The organism is Acidovorax sp. LjRoot194 (assembly GCF_964253015.1).
In the GTDB taxonomy this organism is placed as follows: Bacteria; Pseudomonadota; Gammaproteobacteria; order Burkholderiales; family Burkholderiaceae_C; genus Acidovorax.
This window is the reverse complement of sequence record NZ_CAXUQB020000001.1, coordinates 3,189,721-3,208,823: the sequence shown is the minus strand read 5'-3', so window position 1 is coordinate 3,208,823 and position 19,103 is coordinate 3,189,721. Positions and strand designations below refer to the sequence as shown.

The following is a 19,103-nucleotide window of genomic DNA, read 5'->3' as shown; positions in this document are numbered from 1 at the left end:
CGGTCTCTCGTGCGTTGTCATTCTTCGAAAATGCCGCTGTCAGTGCGCTCCACCCGCATCGGCCGCGCCGCCGCCTGCGGCCCGTGGCGGCCGCTTGGTCAGCCAGATCAGCCCGATGAGCAGCAGGAACAAAAACGCCGACCCGAGGAAGATGTCGTTGGCAGCCCGCGTGAAGGCCTGCTGGTCGATCAGCCGGTTGACCTGCGCCAGCGCCTGCATCTGCGTGAGGCCCGAGGCAGTCAGGTTGTCCAGCGTCTGCCCGAACACACCCTGGCCCTGCACCAGTCCTTCGGTCAGGTGGGCGTGGTGCATGGCGGCGCGGCTCTCCCACAGCGTGGTGGCGATCGACGTGCCCATGGCGCCCGCGGTGATCCGCACGAAGTTCGACAACCCCGCAGCGGCCGGTATGCGCTCGGGCGGGATACCCGCCAAGGTCAGCGTGGTCAACGGGATGAAGAAGAAGGCCATGGCCGCGCCCTGCAGCAGGGTGGGGATCAGGATGTGGATGAAGTCCGTCTGCACCGTGAACTGCGAGCGCATCCACAGCACCGTGCTGAACACGATGAACGCGCCCGTGGCCATGCGGCGCGGGTCCCACTGGCCGACCTTCTTGCCCACCAGCGGGGTGAGCAAGATGGCGAACACGCCCACCGGCGCCAGCGCCATGCCGGCCGATGTGGCGGTGTAGCCCATCCACTGCTGCAGCCACAGCGGCAACAGCACCACGTTGCCGAAGAAGAGGGCATACGCCACCGACAGCGCGAGTGCACCGAAGGTGAAGTTGCGGCCCTTGAAGAGCTTCAAGTCCACCACCGGGTGCTTCTCGGTCAGCTCCCACACCAGGAACACCGCAAACGCGACCACGGCCACCACGGCCATGATGACGATCTCGCCGGAGGCGAACCAGTCGAGCTCCTTGCCCTTGTCGAGCATGAGCTGCAGCGCACCGACCCACAGCACCAGCAGGGACAGCCCCACCGTGTCGATGGGCAGCTTGCGGATCGGCGTCTCACGCTTGCGGTAGATGCCCCAGGTGAGCAGGCCGGCCAGCAGGCCCACGGGCACGTTGATGTAGAAGATCCAGGGCCAGGAGATGTTGTCCGTGATCCATCCGCCCAGCAGCGGCCCGACCACTGGCGCGACCAGCGTGGTCACCCCCCACAGGGCAAGGGCGGTGCCCGCCAGCGCCTTGGGGTAGCTGGCGAGCAGCAGCGTCTGGCTGAGCGGAATCATCGGCCCGGCCACCAAGCCCTGCAGCACGCGAAAGAACACCAGCATCTCCAGCGACGACGCAAAGCCGCACAGCCAGGACGTGAGCACGAAGAGCAGCACGCTCATGGTGAACAGGCGCACCGCGCCAAAGCGCTGCGTGAGCCAGCCGGTGAGCGGCACCGAGATGGCATTGGCCACGCCAAAGCTGGTGATGACCCAGGTGCCCTGGCCGGGGCTCACGCCCAGGTCGCCGGCAATGGCGGGGATGGAGACGTTGGCGATGGACGAGTCCAGCACGTTCATGAACGTAGCCAGCGACAGCGACAGCGTGCCCAGCAGCAGGGCCGTGCCCTGCAGTGGCGCGTAGGCGGCCGGTGGGCCCGAGGGGGCCGAAGGTGGCGCGGCAGCAGGGGCCGCTGGCGCGGCGGGGGCCTGGCCTGCGGTGTCTGCAGTGGGGTTGGCGGCAGTCATGCGAACCCCGGCTTACTGCACCGCTGGCGACTGCAGAGACTGAGAAGAAGCTGCGGGGGCTGATGCATGCTTCTCGACACGGGGCGCAGGGAGCGTCGTGGCGAGTGCCGGAGCTTTTGCAGTGCCTGTGCCTGCAGCGCCCACTTTGGGCGACGCCGCGGCCACGGCGGCCTTGCTGCTGCGGCCCAGGTTGGCGGCAATGATCTGCGCGACTTCATCGTCGGCCGCCTTGAACTGTTCGTCGAACACGGCGGTGGCGGCCACGGGGGTGGAGCGCTGCGTGTCGGCCAGGGTCTTGCCGCTTTGGTCGGCCGTGTCCACCTTGACTTCCATCGACAGGCCCACGCGCAGCGGGTGCTCGGCCACCTGCTTGGCATCGAGCGCAATGCGCACGGGCACGCGCTGCACCACCTTGATCCAGTTGCCCGTGGCGTTCTGCGCGGGCAGCAGCGCGAAGGCTGCGCCGGTGCCGGCACCCAGGCCGGTCACGGTGCCGTGGTACTTGACCTTGGTGCCGTACACGTCGGCTTCCAGCTCGGCCGGCTGGCCGATGCGCAGGCTTTGCAGCTGGCTTTCCTTGAAGTTCGCGTCCACCCACAGATCGTTCAGGGCCACCAGCGTCATCAGCGGCGCGCCGGCCTGCACGCGCTGGCCCACCTGCACGCCGCGCTTGGCCACGTGGCCGTCCAGCGGCGCGACCAGCTGGGCGCGTTGCACGGCCAGGTAGGCCTCGCGCACGCGGGCCGAGGCGCGCTGCACGTTGGGGTGCTGCTCGATGGAGGTGCCTTCGGTCTGCGTCTGGCTGGCGGCCAGTTGCTCTTGAGCGGCCACCACGGCCGACTGCGCAGCGGCCACGGTGCTCTTGGCGGCCGTGACCTGGGCCGTGGCGTGCTGGAACTCTTCCTTGCCAACGGCGCCGCTGGCCATCAGCGGGGCACGGCGGGTCACGTCGTCCTGCAGGCGTGCGGCTTCAGCCTGGGCGCGGGCCAGGTCGGCGCTGCGCAGGCTGACCTGGGCCTTCAGCGTGGAGTTGTTGGCGAACAGCGTGCGCACTTCGCGCACGGCCTGCGCCAGCTGGGCCTCGGCCTGCTCCAGCGCCACGCGGGCGTCGGCGGGGTCGAGCTTGACCAGCAACTGGCCGGCCTTCACGTAGTCGGTGTCGTCTGCGCCGATGGAGACGACGGTGCCGCCCACCTGGGGCGTGATCTGCACCACGTTGCCGGCCACGTAGGCGTTGTCAGTGGTCTCCACATGGCGGCCGTTGGCCCAGTGCCAGCCGCCCCAGGCGATGGCAGCGATCGCCACGGCAGCGGCGATCACGGTCAGGCCGCGGCGGCGGGCGGGGTTGGTGGCTTTGGGGGTGGCAAGGGGTTCGCTCATGGCAGTGGTCTTTCAGGAATGCGTTGTTATGTGGTTTTTGTAGGGGGCAGGCTCGGGGCTGTTGCGCTGGTCAGCGTTCGGGTGTCACCCCGACCGTTCGGGCTGAGCCTGTCGAAGCCTTGCGCGGCGCGTCGACAAGCTCAGCGTGAACGGTTGGGGGACCGGCATGCATGCAGCCTCAGTGGATGTCTATCGCGCCGCGGTCTGCAGCACTGCCGTGTCATCCGTCCAGCCGCCGCCCAGCGCCTTCATCAGCTGCAGGCGGGTATCGATCTGGCGGGCGCGCAGGTCCACGGCCAGGCGGCGCTGGGCCAGCACCTGGCTTTCGGTGGACAGCACCACCAGGTAGTTGCCCAGGCCCGCGCGGTAGCGCTCTTGCGCAAAGCGGTAGGCCTTCTCGGCGCTGGCCACGGCGTCGTCCTGCAGCGTTTGCTGGCGGGTGAGCGACTGGATGGAGGCCATGGCGTCGCCGGCTTCCTTCACGGCATCAAGCACCGCGCCGTTGTACTGGGCGATGGCGGCGTCCAGTTCGGCCTGGCGGCCGCCCAGCTGCGCGCGCAGACGGCCGCCGTCGAAGATGGGCAGGCGCAGCGCCGGGGTCACGCCCATCTGGCGCGAGCCGGCGTTGAACAGATTGTCCAGGCCCAGCGAGTTCAGGCCGATGAACGCTGCGATGTTGATGTTGGGGTAGAACTCGCTGCGCGCGCTGTTCACGCCCTGCGTGGCGGCTTCGACGCGCCAGCGTGCGGCCACCACGTCGGGGCGGCGGCCCAGCAGGTCGGCGCCCAGCACGTCCGGCACCGTGTTGCGCTGCAGCTGGGACAACTGCGGGGCCAGCGTCGGCAGCGCATCGGGCGCCTGTCCGCTCAGCACCGCGATCTGGCGGCGGGCCAGGGTGATCTGCTCTTCCAGCGCTTCGATCTGGGTGCGGGCGTCGGGCACGGCGGCCTGGGCCTGCGTCAGCTCGACCTGGCTGTCCAGGCCGGCGGACACGCGTTCCTGCGTCAGGCGCTGCTGCTCTTCGCGCTGCGCCAGGGCGCGGGCGGCCACGTCGCGTTGGGATACCAGCCGGGCCAGCGCCACATAGCTGCGGCCCACCTGCGCGGCCAGAGTGTTGGCGGCGGCGGCCGCATCGGCCTGTGCAGCGCGGGCTTGGCCCAGCGCGGCCTGCAGCTCGGCCGCATGCTGGCCGAAGAAGTCCGGCGACCACGACAGCGTGGCCTGCACCGTGCCGCTGTTGTAGGTGTTGCCGGCGATGGGCGCGGGCACCAGGCCGTTGGCGGTGTAGCGCTGGCGGGTCACATCCACACCCAGGTTGGCCTGCGGGCCGTTGGCCGCTTCGCGCACTTGGCTCAGGGCAACCGCCTGCTCCAGCCGGGCGCGGCTGACGGCCAGGCTGGGGCTGCCTTGCAGGGCTTGTTCGATCAGCGTATTGAGCTGTGCATCGCCGAGGGTGGTCCACCACTGGCTGGGTGCGGCGGTGTCGCTGGCGGTGGATGCATTCAGGCCCACGGCGGCGGGCGTGGTCTGCGCCAGCGGGGTGTGCGGCGCGCCGGGGCTGGCGCAGCCGACCAGCAGGATGGCGGCGGCCAGGGCCAGTGCCGACACGGCGAAATGGGCGGCAAAGGCAGAGCGGACCGAGGGCAGGGGAGTGGTGGCGGTGGTGGTCACGGGGTTCTCCAGAATGGTTTTGGTGTGTTGTATGGAGGAGGACGAAGGCGGTTGCATCGGTGGGGTCAAGGCCCCGGGCGTTCCTTCAGGCTGATGACGCCGAAGGTGTAGTCGGCGTTGCAGGCGTTGAAGGCGTTGACACCGTTGAAGGCGGCTTGCCGTTCACCAGCATGCGGCGCAGCAGGCTCAGCAGCAGTTGCCACTCCGCGTGGCTGAAGTCGCTGAGGTGGACGTTGAGCACGTCGGCCAGCACCGCCGGCACGCGCGATGCGACCTGGTCGCCATCGGGCGTGAGCGTCAGGCGGACGACGCGGCGGTCGGTGGTAGACCGCTCGCGCACCACCAGGCCCTTGGCCTCCAGGCGGTCCATCGCGCGGGTCATCGAGGCCGGGTCGGTCTCCAGGTCCCGCGCCAGGCTGGCCACGGTGGTCTGGTCGCAGCGCGAGATCTTGAACAACGGCAGCCACTGCGCATACGTCAGGTCGTGCGTAGACAGCTGCGCATCGGCCTGCGTGCGGATCGACGACATCACCTTGCGCATCAGGTAGCCCACGCTTTCCTCAGGCTCCAGGTGGCTGGGGCTGTAGAAACCTTGGGCGGACGAATCGGAAGGCTGAGATGTCATGGGTAGGGAATTTAATTGACTAGACAATGATTGTCTTGGCAATGAGAAACGCCCACAACGGCATCAGGGATTTTTTGTGCCGCCGATTTGCTATGAAATGAATAGCTGCTGGCGCAATGTGGTCAAGCGGTAGGGGCAGATTTTAAGCCTGATGTTGGCCGCCCACGCTCGGCGCAGTCCGCCGTTGACGCCCCCAGAGGCCGGCGCCTCAAGCAGCTAGTCAGTGGCCGACCAGGCGCCGGGCCCATGCGGGCAGCGGTGGGACCAGCGGCGTGGTCTGCGTGGGGGAGCACATCGCCACCAGCTGCGGCCCGGTGTCCATGGCTTCGGCAGCGTCATAAAGGTACGACACATCGGCCTGGCGCACGGCCAGGGCCAGGTTGTCCATGGTGCGGGGGTAGCGGGCCAGGATGCGTTCTGGCGGTACGGCGTGCCCGCCCTCGCGTACGCGCTGCGCCACGCGGGGCAGCAGCCGCGCCGGATCGTCCAGCGCCACGATGTACAGGGCCACCGTGTAGCCGCATCGCTGGGCTTCCTGGATCAGTGCGAGCTTGGAGGAGTGCGAGAACACGGTCTCACTGGCGAAATCAGCACCTTCGCGCAGCAGCGTGGCCCTGCGCGCATCGGCCCATTGCCGGGCGGCTTCGGATCGGGCTTCGGGGTCGGCGATGTGCTGCAGGTGCGCCTGTTCATGCAGGTCGGCGTTCACGAACTCGAGCGGCGGGCCCAGGATGCCCTCGCGTACCAGCGCGCGGTACAGCGTGGATTTGCCTGCGCCGTTGGGGCCGGCCAGCAGGTGGAACCAGCGGGGTGGGGTGGCGATGCCGGGTGGTGACGAGCGAGACTGCGAAGAAGCCATCAAGCCATCCGGCTGTCAAACGAGGGTGACGCCGGCCTTGGCCTGGTTTTCCTGAACCACCTCACGCACCCGCTGGGCCAGCGTGCCGCGCGTTTGTGCAGCCAGCAGGCGGGCGGTAAGGGCGTCCACCGACGCCGGGGCCGCCAGAGTGTTGTGCCGCAAGGCGGCAGCCTCGTACTGTTCGATGGCGCTGCGGGCTTCCGACACGCTCAAACCCGTGTGTTCCACGATCTGCCCCAGCGTGGCCCAGTATTCGATCTGGCTGGCCACCGAGCGGCGCATGGGCTGCGCGGCCTGGCGGGCCTGCTCCACCAAGTGCGCGGGGAGTTTGACGGAAGAAAAAGCGGTGGCGGTCATGGTGATCTCCTGATTGGCGCATTTTGCGCCAATCAGGCTAAAGCCGCAATGCCGCCCAGCACGCCGCGCGCGGTGCGCAGCGGCCATCGCCCGAGCTTTGGCCCACGCGCGCGCATCAGTCGGGCGCGTACTTGTCGCCCACCTCTTCCCGCAGGGGGTGGGTGTCGTAGACGATGTTCATGTCGCGGATGAGCGCGCTGCCCGCGTCGAAGGTGAACACGTCCACGCAGGTGAAGGTCACTTCGCGTCCGTCGTTCAGTGTCCAGTCATAGCGGAAGTACGCGGCAACGCGCGCGGCGCCCCCGTCAGCGGCAGGCAGCACGGAGCCAAAGAGGTCCAGCACGGTGATCACGCTGCCGCTGGAGGCCTGCGCCAGCTTCTTGAAAAAGTCGCTGGCGCGCATGGTGCCCAGGAAGGGTGAGTGCACCACGCCATCGGGCTCGAAGCACGCGATCAGTCCGTCGGTGTTGCTCGCATGCAAGTGGCCGAGGTAGGTGCGTACGGTGTCAATCGGTTGCTGGGTCACTGGGTGTATCTCGCTGATGTGGATGGATGCCTGAGCTTCGCGCCGTCTGCGCCGTCCGGCAAGCGACAATGGTGCTTCATACATAAATGCGGCTTATGTATCTTCGCCACCTTGAGTACCTGCGCTCCATCATCGAACACGGCAGCTTTGCACGGGCCGCGCTGGCCTGCGGCGTGTCGCAACCGGCCATCAGCCAGGGCATGAAGTCGCTGCAGGCGCACTTTGCCGCCCCGCTGCTCGTGCGGCAGGGGCGACGCTACCTGCCCACCGACCTGGCCCGAGCGGTGTCGGCCGAGGCGGCGTCAGTCGGAGAGCGCATCGACGCGCTGCCTCGGCTGGGCACAGGCGCGGCGGAACGCCACCAGCTGCGTGTGGGGCTCACGTCGTCTGCAGCCATGGTGTGCGGGCCGGTGCTGTACCGGGGCTGGTGCGTGCCGCAAGGCAGGCGGTCCCTGGCCATGGCGACGGCAGATGAGGGCAGCTTGCTGGCCGGATTGCTGCAGGGGCGGTTCGACGCGGTCATTGCGCCCCGGCCGCGCAAGTTCGACCATGCGGACGTGTCCGCCCGGCGGCTGTACGACCTGCAGCCGCTGGTCTACGCGCGCCGCCGCCATCCATTGGTCCAAGCCCGGTCGCTCGCGCAGCTCCAGGGCGCGGCCTGGGCCTGCGTGGGGCCGAGCGTCAGCGGGCCGGTGGATGTGCTGACCGAGGCACACCGCGTGCGGCGCATGCCCGCGCCACGCATGGCAGTGCGCTGCCCTGATTTCGCCAGCCTGCTGAACCTGGTGGCAACGTCGGACCTGCTGGCCGTGGTGCCGCACCCCGCATTGCTGGGCGCCGCCGCGCCGCAGGTGGCAGCGCTTCGGCTGGCCGAAGCCTTGCCGCTGTATGCCATGTGGCTGTTCGAGTTGCGCCACCGTGCGCAGCGCATCGGGCCGCAGCTGCTGGCCGACCTTGTGGCGGCCGGCGAACCGGTGCCGTGAAGTAACTCTGCGGCCGCGATGCAGGCCTGCCGGCCTGCCGCTGAAAACCCCGCAGTCGTCGCGGCTTGCGGGGTTTTATTCTTTATTGTGTGCACCAAAAGCGCTTTGTAGGCCATCGAAAAAGCGCGGGGACGGGCGCGCGCCCCGGCTGCGCTCTGCAGGCGTGGGTTGCAGCTGCACACGACACTCTTTTGCCCGTCCAGAAGCCGTCACGCAAATGTCATGGGCCGTTTCTACAGTGCCACGCAGCCGGCCCGCGTGGGCCTGCACCGGCGCTGTTCGCAGTGACCGCCTTTGCCCGTCCAACCCGTGTCCTCCGCCATGTTGCAGCTTCCCACCTACCGCCCCCTCGTCATTGCCCTTGCCGCCGCCCTGGCCCTGTCCGCCTGCGGAGGGGGAGGCGACGCAGAGCCGGCTGCCCCGCAAGCACCCGTCGGCCTGGGCCGTGCCGATACGGCCCCCGTGCCCAACGAGGCCACCACCCCGCCGTTCGTCGACTTCGCATTCACCAACCAGCGCGGCGACGCGCGCTACGCCACGCTGGCCACCAACGCCGGGGTGCGCGTGCTGGGCGGCTTTCTCGACATCTGGAAGCCCAGCACCCAGCTGGTGGACGCCGGCGTTACTGCCCCGGCCAACGGCACCTTCCCGGCCATTGCCCCATCGAGCTGGAGCGGCATCCCCGGCGACGCCACCGACGGCACGGTGCTGAACCAGCAGGTGCATGCCCGCAACATCCAGTACGTGGTGGACGCCACCACACGCCGAACCGCCGCGCAGGCGCAGTCGGCCTACCTGGATGACCGCCGTGGCAAGGGCTATAGCGTGACCGACGGCCTGGGCCCGCTCACCAGCGCATGGCGCACCGCCGCGCAGCAGACCACATCCATCACCAACGTTCCGACGGACGCGACCACCGTTTTGTACAACGACAGCGGCAACAACGTGGGCGTGGGCGGCAGCGCCAATACCAGCTTCGGCACGGTGGTGGACTTTTTGGGGGGCATCGGCGACAACGGCTTCACCGAGCCTGCCAAGCGGTTCTACAAATACGCACGCCCCTGGCGCTGGAGCGCCAGCGTGATGGTGCTGCCGACCCTGGTGCCCGCCAAGAGCACCACCCCCGCCACCGATGGCGGCTTCACCAGCGGCCACACGGCCGAGGGCGTGCGCGACGCCATCGCCATGGCGTATGTGGTGCCCGAACGCTTCCAGGAAATGCTCGCCCGTGGGCTGGAACTGGGCGAAAGCCGCATCCTGGCCGGCATGCATTCGCCCCTGGACGTGATCAGCGGCCGCATCCATGGCCAGGCGGTGGCCGCTGCCAGCATCGCCACGGGCGTGAACGCCCCGCGCAAGGCCGCCGCGCTGGCCCAGGCGCGCGGCACAATGATGGCCGCCGTGGGCGCGAAAACGCCCGCGGAGTTCCAGCAGTTCGCAAATTCGCAGCCCGTGGGCACCGACCGCTTTGCCGACCACGCCACGAACAAGGCCGAGTACCTGCGCCGCATGACCTTCGGCTTCGCGCCGATCGGCGACACCACGCGCGCTGCCGTGGTGCCCAAGGGCGCAGAAGTGCTGCTCGAAACCCGCTTCCCGTACCTGGATGCTAGCCAGCGCCGCGTGGTGCTCAAGACGACGGCCATCGCCTCGGGCTACCCGGTGATGGACGATGCCGAAGGCTGGGGCCGCCTGAACCTGTTTGCAGCCGGCGACGGCTACGGCAACTTCAACGGCGACGTGGCGGTGACGATGGACGCCGCGCAAGGCGGCTTCCACGCCCTGGACACCTGGCGCAACGACATTGCCGGCGCCGGCAAGCTGACCAAGCGCGGCAGCGGCACGCTGGCGCTGTCAGGGGCCAACACCTACACCGGTGGCACCGAGGTCGCGGCTGGCGCCGTGCAGGCGGACTCCGCCAATGCAGCAGGCAAGGGCGACGTGTACCTGAGCGGCGGCACCTTCATCAGCAACGCAGCCTCCGCGGTGGTCATTGGCGGTGCGTACACCCAAGGCGGCAGCAGCACGCTGGACCTGCGACTGGGCGCCAACGGCGCGGGCCAGCTGAACGCCAGCGGCCCCGCGACGCTAGCAGGTTCGCTGGTGGTCAGCTTCCGGGCGGGCTACACCCCCGCAGTGGGCTCCACCATCACCATCGTGCGGGGCAGCATGGTGCGTGGCACGTTCGGCTCGGTCACGGTCAAGGGCTTCAAGGTGACGCCGGTGTACCTGAATGATTCGGTGCAGCTGCACATAGACGCCATATCCTGAGTTTGTCGCTATCACCATCTCGCGCGCAGCCCGATCGGCGGGATGGTTGTAGTTTGAAATTGAATTGGCTGCAGGGCGCACCCACACTGGGACGAATCCGTTGGTAGGTGGGTGGTGGCCTGCTATGGACCAGCCGTGCAGCGCAGCGCATTGCGATGCGGGATGTATGGTTAATGTAGCTGTCGTCGGGCTTGAAAAGAGTATTTAATGGTATGAGTAGGTTGATTTTGAATATTAAATATTGATGTATTGCTTATAAGATTTGGACGGTTTTTATCCGGGATGCTTGAGCCCTGAATTTTCCTACACCACTTCATTTGGAGGCGGATCATGGTCAAAAAACGCAATTTTACCCAAATAATATTTTCTGCATGTATCGCGGCGATGTGTTGTGGAGCCGCGCACGCGCAAAGTGGATTGGACGAAGCCGACGAATTTTCTGAAGACGGTGGAGCATCGGTCTATTTTCATAGCCTGCCCCATAACCAAATTGTGAACTTTCCGGAGAGCGTGGATGATTTTGAAGCCACTTTCAAGCCCAGGCTTTTTGTGGATGGAGGCTGTGTACCGTACCCTGCCGTGGATGCCTACGGCAATGTAGGCCGGGGTTTGCGTCCTACCTATCCCGTCAATGGCGGGTGTTCACAAAGCATTGGCCAGGTATATGTTCGGGCGGAGACTTACCACAATGAATGTGCTGTCATGTATGCGTGGTATTTTCCCAAGGATATCGTTGTTCTCGGTCAGGGACATACCCATGATTGGGAGGCCGTCGTCGTTTGGCTGAGCCAATGTTCTTCGCAAGCCCAAATCAATGCAGTTTCTTACTCGGCACATGGCGGATATCAAACGCTTTTCCGTCCACCTCTTTACGGGTCGAGGCCGCTGGTGAAATACACAGAGACAGATTTCCCTTTCAACCACAGCTTGACCTATACGGACCATCTGGGCGGCTCTCAACCCGCCATTGCGTGGTTTCGACTGACACCAGCTGCTCGCCAAGCCCTCTCCGATGCTGATTTCGGGGCGGCGATTGTTCCGTTCAAAGATAGTACCTTTCAACACAGTCTTGACAAGGCGTGGGAAAGTCGATTGCAACCGCTCGAGGTCAATTAGTCGTGATAATAAATTCATGTTAATGAATATTTAATATCAACCAAATTTTGATTTGGTTGCGACCATTTGCGTTTGCTGGCGGGCCGCTGTGGCGTGGCTTCGGCGATTGCTGCCAGTTATTTTCAAGTACGCGGTCGGTTGGAGCTGCGGCGAGTTTGACCTCGGCGACGATGTCATTGAGTGTCCCATGCTATGACTTGATGTGGCAATTCCCTACTGAGGCCGAGTGGTCCCAGGCACGGGCACGCTCACCGCGCCCTGTGTGTAAAACGCGTCAAGATTCTCCAGCACCAGGTCCGCCATGGCCCGGCGGGTTTCGTGGGTGGCGCTGGCTGTGTGCGGGGTGAGCACAACGTTGTCCAGCGCCATCAGGTGCGGCGGTACAAGAGGCTCGTCCTCGAAGACATCCAGGCCTGCGCCGGCGATTTGGCGGTGGGTCAGCGCATCGATCAACGCGGCTTCATCCACCACGCTACCGCGCGCCACGTTGATGAGGAAACCTTGCGGGCCCAGCGCTTTCAGCACGGTGCTGTCCACCAGATGGCGTGTGGCCGGTCCACCGGCGACGGTGAGCACCAGGTAGTCTGCCCAGCGCGCCAGCTCGACCAATGACTCGAAGTACTGCTGCGCGATGTCGGGGTCGCGGCGGCGGTTGTGGTAGCCGACCTCCATGCGGAAGCCGCTGGCGCGCTCGGCCACGGCCTGGCCGATGCGGCCCATGCCGACGATGCCCAGGCGCTTGCCCGAGACGCGGCTGCCCAGGGCGAAGCGGCCCTGCGTCCATGCGCCGCGCCGCACGAAGCGGTCGCTGGCGGCAATGCCGCGCGACACGTCCAGCATCAGCGCAAAGGCCATGTCGGCCACGCAGTCGTTGAGCACGCCGGGCGTGTAGCCCACCTGCACGCCGCGCGCTTTGGCGGCGTCAATGTCGAGCGCGTCAAAGCCAACGCCAAAGCTGCTGATGACCTGCAGGTGGGGCAGGGCGGCAATCACCTCGCCCTTGAGGCCGATGGATGCGGTGGTCACCACGCCCGAAAACTCCGCCCCATGCAACGCCAGATAACCGGCCGGGTCGGCCTGGTCCGCCAGGCAGGTGACGTGGTAGCGGGCGGCCAGTTCTGTCTCCAGCGCAGGAAGTGGCAGGCGGCCGATTTGCAGGATGCGGGGCAGGGCGGTGGTGGTCATGGGTGCGGAAAAGAATGGTGGGCGCGAATGGCCCTCAAAGAAAAAAGGGCCGCATCGGCGGCCCTTGGTCGGGAATGGGCTTCAAGCCGCGACGCGCACGGCCTGGCGGGCCAGCAGCTTCCAGCTGCCGCCTTGATCCTGCCACACGCCCAGGATCTTGATCTGCACCTTGCCGGGCTTGCCTGAGTCGTTGGTGTCGGCCGTGAGCGTGTGGCGCACGATGGCGGTGTTGCCCACGACCTTGATGGTCTGCTCGGTGATGGCGATGGTCACGAAGTCCGACTTGCCGGCCACCAGGTCGCCGATGAAGCTGTCCTTGGTGTCCACGCGGCCGCCAGAGTGACCGTAGCTCAGGTCATCAGCCACCAGCTGGGCCAGGGCCGCAGGCGTCGGGTCTATCATGGCCACGCGCAGGCGCTCGGCCGCAGCGGCCACGGCCTGCTCGGATGACGCCGATGAAGCGGCGGTGGTGCGGGTTGCGCAGCCCGAAAGAGCTGCCACGGTCACGATGGCCGCCGTGGCGAGAACGAGTTTCCTGAACATCTTGTCTGTCTCCTTTGTTGTGTGTGATGGATGACGAAATGAAGCGCGTTGCGTGCCACAGGTAGACCACCGCGCCCGTGCACGGCCGGTCGCGGGGTATTCATGTCGAGATCTTCGATATCGCGCAAAGCCTTTTTGCGGGGCAAGCCGTGCGGCCGCCGCAACGCCCCGGAGGGCGTAGCCCTTGCTTATTGAGGGCCGAGCTTGTCGATCAGCGCCTTGAGCTCTTCCACCTCGGCGGGCTTGAGGTCCGTCAGCGGTGCGCGCACCGGGCCACCGTCGTGGCCCACGATCTTGGCGCCCGCCTTGATGATGCTCACGCCGTAGCCTTCCACCCGGTTGCGAATCGCCAGGTAGGGCATGAAGAACTCCTTGAGCAGCTTGTGCTGCGTGGCGATGTCGTCTGCCGCCACGGCCTTGTAGAACTCCATCGCCGTCTTGGGGATGAAGTTGAACACCGCCGACGAATACACCGGCGTGCCCAGCGCCTTGTAGGCAGCCGCATACACCTCGGCCGTGGGCAGCCCGCCCAGGTACGAGAAGCGGTCGCCCATCTTCATGAAGATCGAGGACATGGTCTCGATGTTGCCCACACCGTCCTTGAAGCCGATCAGGTTGGGGCAGCGGTCGGCCAGGATGGCCAGGGAATCGGCAGTCAGCTTGGTACGGTCGCGGTTGTAGACGATGACACCGAACTTCACGCTGGCGCACACCTGGGCCACATGCTCGATCAGGCCTTCCTGGCCGGCTTCGGTCAGGTAATGGGGCAGCAGCAGGATGCCGTGAGCGCCCAGGCGCTCGGCTTCTTGTGCATGGGCGATGGCGGTGCGGGTGGGGCCGCCGGCACCGGCAATGATCGGCACCTTGCCGCGGCAGGTGTCCACCGCGGTCTTCACCACCTGGCCGTACTCGGCACCGGACAGCGAGAAGTACTCACCCGTGCCGCCAGCGGCGAACAAAGCGCTGGCGCCGTAGGGAGCCAGCCACTCCAGGCGCTCGATGTAGGTCTTGGGGCGGAATTCACCCTGCTCGTCGAAGTCGGTGATGGGGAACGACAGCAGGCCGGAGCCCATGATGGATTTGAGTTCTTGCGGGTTCATGGTCATTGCAACGAGGAGGAAGGTGAATGAAAAAAAGTGGGGACGTACTCAGTCGAGCTTGATGTTGGCGGCCTTCACCACGGCGGCCCAGCGCGCGCGTTCTTTGGCAAAGAACTGGTCTTGCTCGGTGGGGGTCATCGTGACTACTTCAGCACCCTGGCCGGCCAGGCGCGAGCGGATTTCAGGCGCGCGGATGGCGGTGATGAGGGCCTTGTTGAGCTTTTGCACCACGGCTTCGGGCGTGCCGCGTGGCACCAGGATGCCCTGCCATGTGCCCGACTCGTAGCCCGCCACGCCCTGTTCGGCAATGGTGGGCACGTCGCCGATCAGCGGCATGCGCGTGGCCTTGGACACGCCCAGCACCTTGAGCTTGCCGTTCTGCACCTGGGGCAGGGTGGCCAGCATGCCGTTCATCAGCACCTGGGTCTGGCCGGCGACAGTGTCCTGGATGGCGGTCACGCCGCCCTTGTAGGGGATGTACTGCCAGCGCGCGCCGCTCGCGCGCTCCAGCGCCACGCCCGCCAGGTGGGGGGCGCTGCCGGTGGCGGTGACCGCAAAGTTCAGGTCGTTCTTCTTGGAGTAGGCGACCAACTCCTTGAGGTTGCTCACCGGCACCGAGGGGTGCACTACCAGCAGGTGGGGCGAGTAGGCCAGCATGGTCACGCCGCGCAGGTCTTTGGAGGGGTCGAACGACAGCTTGGTATAGACCGAGGGGCTGATGGCCAGTGCGCCCACGTCGCACAGCAGAACGGTGTAGCCGTCCGGCTCGGCCTTGGACACAAAGTCTGCACCCAGGTTGCCATTGGCACCGGGCTTGTTCTCGACGATGACGCTTTGCTTGAGTGCTTCGGACAGCGACTGGCTGATGGAGCGCGCAATGATGTCGGAGCTGCCACCTGGAGGGTAGGGCACCACGATGCGCAGGGTCTTGGCAGGCCAGTCGGTGGCGGTCTGTGCCGTGGCGGAGGCTGCTGTCAGGGCGGCGGTGCAGGCCAGAAGAATGGCGCGGCGGTTGAAAGTCATGGAATGTCTCCTTTGCTTGGGTTGTTAGTCATCGTACAACTAAGCGAGGGACAGCGCAATCACTCAAGGCTAAAAGCGCGGGTTTACCCTCAAAAAATCAGGGTAATCACTGATATTTTAGGTAGGAATTCTCTGTGTTCTCATAGGGAAAAGGCGGCTTGGAGGTTCTTTCAAAACCTCGGGTAATCCCTTTGCCACGCCTGTGATCAGTCGAGACACAATGGCGCCCATGTTGTATGACGACATATCACGATCCGCGTGCAGGGCCGGCATTGTGGCGTCGTTGTGCGGTGACTGCTGACCCACGCGCCGGAGCCGGCGGCCGTCATCAGCCAGCGCAGAGGCAACTTTCCAGCCGTTTAAAACCAAGGGGACAGGGATGATCGCAGCACTTCGCACTTCGCGCCGCGGCGCACGACTGGCACAGCTGGCGCTTGCCGCAGGCACCGCACTCGCCACGCCTGTCGCGTGGGCCGCCACCTGGGTGTATGTCTCCAACGCCGACAGCCAGGATGTGTCGGTGTTCGAACTGGACCGCAACGCCGCGGCGCTCAAGCCGGTGGACACCACCGCAGTCGGCGGTATGGCCATGCCCATGGCCGTAAGCCCGGACAAGAAGGTACTGTACGTTGCATTGCGCTCGCAGCCGTTCCGCGTGGTGAGCCTGGCGATCGAGCCCGCCAGCGGCAAGCTGCGCAAGCTGGGCGAGGCCCCGCTGGCCGACAGCATGGCCAACATCGACACCGATGCCACGGGGCGCTGGCTGTTTGCGGCCTCGTACCCCGGTCACAAGATCACGGTCAACAGCATTGGCAAGGACGGCGCGGTGGGGGCGGTGCAGCAACTCATCCCTACGGCGCCGAACGCGCACGCCATTCACGCCGATGCGACCAACCGCTTTGTGTTCGCCACCAGCCTGGGCGGCGACAACCTGTCGGCCTGGCGCTTCGACGCCGAAACCGGCAAGCTTTCTGCGAACGAACCCGCCCTCACCACGGTGGCACCTGAAAAATCGGGCCCGCGCCACTTTGTGTGGGACAAGGGCCAGCGCTTCATGTACGTGCTGAACGAACTGGACGCCGCCGTACACGTGATGGCCTACGACGCTGCGCGCGGTGGCCTGCGCTCGGTGCAGCGCGCCAGTGCACTGCCAACGGGCTTTACCGGCAAGCCCTGGGCGGCCGACCTGCACCTGTCGCCCGATGGCCGCACCCTGTATGCGTCCGAGCGCACCTCCAGCACGCTCAGCAGCTTCCGGGTCGATGCGGCCACCGGCCAGCTGCAGCCGCTGGGCCAGGTGCCCACCGAGAAGTCGCCGCGCGGCTTTGCGGTGGACTCGTCCGGCCGTTTCCTCATTGCCGCAGGGCAGGAGTCGCACCAGGTGTCGCTGCACCCCATCGACCCCGCCACGGGCATCCCCGGTGCGCCCACGCGCGTGCCCGCGGGCAAGAACCCCAACTGGGTCGAGATCGTCGACCTGCCCTGAGCCCGGCGTCCGACAACGCACTGGCCACCGAAGCGAACCCGATGACAACCCGAGGAGACACCGCCGCATGAGCCCGCAGCCACCGACCGACCAGGCCTCCAATACCACTGCCTCAAAGGCCCCCAGCGCAGCGCCGGCCTCGCGCCGTGCCTTCATGGCTGGCGCCATCGCAGCCACCGCCGCGGGCACCGGCGGCCTGGCACAGGCCCAGTCCTTCGACTTCAAGCCCCACCAGCGCTACCCCGATCCGGCCGTGCAGGTGCTGGACCCGTCGTTTGCCAAGTACCGCCTGTTCAGCAGCAGCGTGGAGCAGATCGCCACCGGCTTTCGCTGGGTGGAGGGCCCTGTGTGGGTGGGCGACGGCCGCTACCTGCTGTTCTCGGACATCCCCAACAACCGCATCGTCCGCTGGGACGAGGCCACGGGCCAGACGGGCGTGTTCCGCCACCCGGCCAATTTCTCGAACGGCCTGGCGCGCGACCGGCAGGGCCGCCTTCTGGTATGCGAGCACCTCACGCGCCGCGTGACCCGCACCGAATACGACGGCAGCATCACCGTGCTGTCCGACGGCTTCAACGGCAAGCGCCTGAACTCTCCCAACGACATCGTCTGCAAGAGCGACGGCTCCATCTGGTTCACCGACCCGCCGTTCGGCATCGGCGGCCATTGGGAGGGCGACAAGGCCACGTCCGAGCTGCCGCATTCCGTCTACCGGATCGACCCGAGCAGCGGCAAGACCGAGCTGGTGCTCAATGACCTGGCCGGCCCCAACGGCCTGTGCTTCTCCCCCGACGAAAAACGCCTGTACATCGTCGAAGGCCGCGCGCAACCCAACCGTCTGGTCTGGGCGTTTGATGTGGGCACGGGCGCACGCCTTGCCAACAAGCGCGTGTACATCGACGCGGGTGGACCGGGCGCGCTCGACGGCATCAAGTGCGACGAGGACGGCAACCTGTGGTGCGGCTGGGGCAGCAATGGCTCGCCCAGCGCCAGTGCGGCCGACCTCGACGGCGTGATGGTGTTCAACCCCGCGGGCAAGCCCATCGGCCACATCCGCCTGCCCGAGCGCTGCGCCAACCTGGTGTTCGGCGGGCCCAAGAAGAACCGCCTGTTCATGGCCAGCAGCCATTCCGTCTACGCGCTGTACGTGGAGACGCGGGGCGCCGTCTAGGCTCCATCGCGCGCCTGCCTGGCCCTGGGCCTAGCCCCCTCATTCCACCCGTTTCATCCCATCATCCACAAACCAGGAGACTTTCCATGCAACGCAGAACCCTCATCCATACGGCCGCTCTGGCCGCCGCTGTGGGCCTCGCCGCCCTGCCGGCGGCGGCCCAGGGCACCTGGCCCACCGGCAAGACCATCAGCTACGTCGTGCCGTTTGCCGCAGGCGGCACCACCGACACGCTGGGCCGCCTGATCGGCCAGCAGCTGGGCACGGCCCTCGGTACCACCGTGGTGGTCGAGAACAAGGGCGGCGCGGCTGGCAGCATCGGCTCCGAAGCCGCGGCCCGTGCTGCGCCCGACGGCTACACGCTGCTGGGCGGCACCGTGAGCTCGCACGCCATCAACGTGAGCCTCTACCCCAAGCTGGGCTACGACCCCATCAAGTCGTTCAGCCCGGTCACGCTGATCGGCACTAATCCCGTTGTGCTGGTGGTGTCTGCCAACAGCCCGCACAAGACGCTCAAGGACGTGCTGGCTGCGGCCAAGGGTAAGGAGGGCGGCCTGTCATCGGCATCGGCCGGTACGGGCAGCTCGCAACATCTGGCGGTCGAATTGCTGGCCTTCAAGTCGGGCGTGAAATTCACGCACATCCCGTACAAGGGCAGCGGCCCGGCCATCCAGGACGTGATCAGCGGCCAGGTCGACATGATGTTCGACACCACCGTGGTCGCGGCCCCGCACATCCAGAGCGGCAAGCTTCGCGCCATCGCGGTGACCTCGCCCAAGCGCCTGGCGTCGATGCCCGACGTGCCCACGGTGGCAGAGTCGGGCGTGAACGGCCTGGCGGACTTTCAGGTGCAGTCGTGGCAGGCCATTTTCGTGCCGGCCAACACGCCGGCACCCATCGTCACGCGCCTGCATGACGAGATCCGCAAGATTCTGGCCCAGCCCGACATGCAGACGCGCCTGAAGGGCTTCGGCATGGAGCCTGCGGACATGACCACCGCCCAGATCGCGACCTTCCAGAAGGCCGAAGTGGACAAGTGGGCCCAGGTGATCAAGGCCGCCAATATCAAGGTGGACTGAGCCACCAGCTTTTTTCCAGTGATCTCCCTGTAAGTAGGTTGCGGA

Annotated in this window: 17 protein-coding genes; 6 read left to right on the top strand and 11 right to left on the bottom strand. The window is 66.5% G+C overall.

What is annotated here, in order from left to right; all coding sequences use genetic code 11:
- Positions 1–39: 39 nt before the first annotated feature.
- The 7 genes from ACSQ3N_RS14380 to ACSQ3N_RS14350 form a co-directional block, all read right to left on the bottom strand.
- A complete protein-coding gene (locus tag ACSQ3N_RS14380; RefSeq protein ID WP_436146641.1) occupies positions 40–1,683 on the bottom strand; it encodes a DHA2 family efflux MFS transporter permease subunit in 1,644 nt (547 codons plus the stop codon).
- A gap of 12 nt (positions 1,684–1,695) precedes the next feature.
- Positions 1,696–3,063: an HlyD family secretion protein gene (locus ACSQ3N_RS14375; RefSeq protein WP_436146640.1), complete on the bottom strand. Its 1,368-nt coding sequence runs from the start codon at positions 3,061–3,063 to the stop codon at positions 1,696–1,698.
- A 189-nt stretch (positions 3,064–3,252) separates the two neighbouring features.
- A complete protein-coding gene (locus ACSQ3N_RS14370) occupies positions 3,253–4,734 on the bottom strand; it encodes an efflux transporter outer membrane subunit (RefSeq protein WP_436146639.1) in 1,482 nt (493 codons plus the stop codon).
- A gap of 85 nt (positions 4,735–4,819) precedes the next feature.
- A complete protein-coding gene (locus ACSQ3N_RS14365; protein WP_436146638.1) occupies positions 4,820–5,359 on the bottom strand; it encodes a MarR family winged helix-turn-helix transcriptional regulator in 540 nt (179 codons plus the stop codon).
- 220 nt (positions 5,360–5,579) lie between these two features.
- On the bottom strand, positions 5,580–6,218 hold the full coding sequence (locus ACSQ3N_RS14360) for a zeta toxin family protein (protein WP_436146637.1): 639 nt from the start codon (positions 6,216–6,218) through the stop codon (positions 5,580–5,582).
- A gap of 15 nt (positions 6,219–6,233) precedes the next feature.
- Positions 6,234–6,575 (bottom strand): TA system antitoxin ParD family protein, encoded by a 342-nt coding sequence (locus ACSQ3N_RS14355; RefSeq protein ID WP_436146636.1) that lies wholly within the window; start codon positions 6,573–6,575, stop codon positions 6,234–6,236.
- A 115-nt stretch (positions 6,576–6,690) separates the two neighbouring features.
- Positions 6,691–7,101, bottom strand: a complete 411-nt coding sequence (locus tag ACSQ3N_RS14350; RefSeq protein ID WP_436146635.1) for a nuclear transport factor 2 family protein — start codon at positions 7,099–7,101, stop codon at positions 6,691–6,693.
- A gap of 95 nt (positions 7,102–7,196) precedes the next feature.
- On the opposite strand from ACSQ3N_RS14350, the gene ACSQ3N_RS14345 reads away from it, so the two are divergent.
- The 3 genes from ACSQ3N_RS14345 to ACSQ3N_RS14335 all read left to right on the top strand — a co-directional run bounded on the left by ACSQ3N_RS14345 (position 7,197) and on the right by ACSQ3N_RS14335 (position 11,471).
- On the top strand, positions 7,197–8,084 hold the full coding sequence (locus ACSQ3N_RS14345; protein ID WP_436146634.1) for a LysR family transcriptional regulator: 888 nt from the start codon (positions 7,197–7,199) through the stop codon (positions 8,082–8,084).
- Positions 8,085–8,405: 321 nt separating this feature from the next.
- The gene (locus ACSQ3N_RS14340) at positions 8,406–10,355 is read left to right on the top strand and encodes a phosphatase PAP2 family protein (protein ID WP_436146633.1); all 1,950 of its coding nucleotides are present in this window, start codon (positions 8,406–8,408) and stop codon (positions 10,353–10,355) included.
- Between the two features lie 330 nt (positions 10,356–10,685).
- Positions 10,686–11,471 (top strand): NPP1 family protein, encoded by a 786-nt coding sequence (locus ACSQ3N_RS14335; protein WP_436146632.1) that lies wholly within the window; start codon positions 10,686–10,688, stop codon positions 11,469–11,471.
- Between the two features lie 213 nt (positions 11,472–11,684).
- Here the strand turns inward: ACSQ3N_RS14335 and ACSQ3N_RS14330 are convergent, their stop codons facing one another.
- From ACSQ3N_RS14330 to ACSQ3N_RS14315, 4 genes are all read right to left on the bottom strand, one after another.
- Positions 11,685–12,656: a 2-hydroxyacid dehydrogenase gene (locus tag ACSQ3N_RS14330; protein WP_436146631.1), complete on the bottom strand. Its 972-nt coding sequence runs from the start codon at positions 12,654–12,656 to the stop codon at positions 11,685–11,687.
- Between the two features lie 81 nt (positions 12,657–12,737).
- Positions 12,738–13,199: a nuclear transport factor 2 family protein gene (locus ACSQ3N_RS14325; protein ID WP_056165729.1), complete on the bottom strand. Its 462-nt coding sequence runs from the start codon at positions 13,197–13,199 to the stop codon at positions 12,738–12,740.
- Positions 13,200–13,387: 188 nt separating this feature from the next.
- Positions 13,388–14,299, bottom strand: a complete 912-nt coding sequence (gene kdgD, locus ACSQ3N_RS14320; RefSeq protein ID WP_436146630.1) for a 5-dehydro-4-deoxyglucarate dehydratase — start codon at positions 14,297–14,299, stop codon at positions 13,388–13,390.
- Positions 14,300–14,347: 48 nt separating this feature from the next.
- Positions 14,348–15,322 carry a Bug family tripartite tricarboxylate transporter substrate binding protein gene (locus ACSQ3N_RS14315; RefSeq protein ID WP_436146629.1) on the bottom strand — a complete coding sequence of 325 codons (975 nt, stop codon included), beginning with the start codon at positions 15,320–15,322 and terminating at the stop codon, positions 14,348–14,350.
- 379 nt (positions 15,323–15,701) lie between these two features.
- On the opposite strand from ACSQ3N_RS14315, the gene ACSQ3N_RS14310 reads away from it, so the two are divergent.
- From ACSQ3N_RS14310 to ACSQ3N_RS14300, 3 genes are all read left to right on the top strand, one after another.
- Positions 15,702–16,808, top strand: a complete 1,107-nt coding sequence (locus ACSQ3N_RS14310) for a lactonase family protein (protein WP_436146628.1) — start codon at positions 15,702–15,704, stop codon at positions 16,806–16,808.
- 154 nt (positions 16,809–16,962) lie between these two features.
- Positions 16,963–17,979, top strand: a complete 1,017-nt coding sequence (locus ACSQ3N_RS14305; protein WP_436147960.1) for an SMP-30/gluconolactonase/LRE family protein — start codon at positions 16,963–16,965, stop codon at positions 17,977–17,979.
- Between the two features lie 86 nt (positions 17,980–18,065).
- Complete coding sequence (locus tag ACSQ3N_RS14300) at positions 18,066–19,058, top strand: Bug family tripartite tricarboxylate transporter substrate binding protein (RefSeq protein WP_056165738.1); 993 nt, start codon at positions 18,066–18,068, stop codon at positions 19,056–19,058.
- The last annotated feature ends 45 nt before the right edge of the window (positions 19,059–19,103 follow it).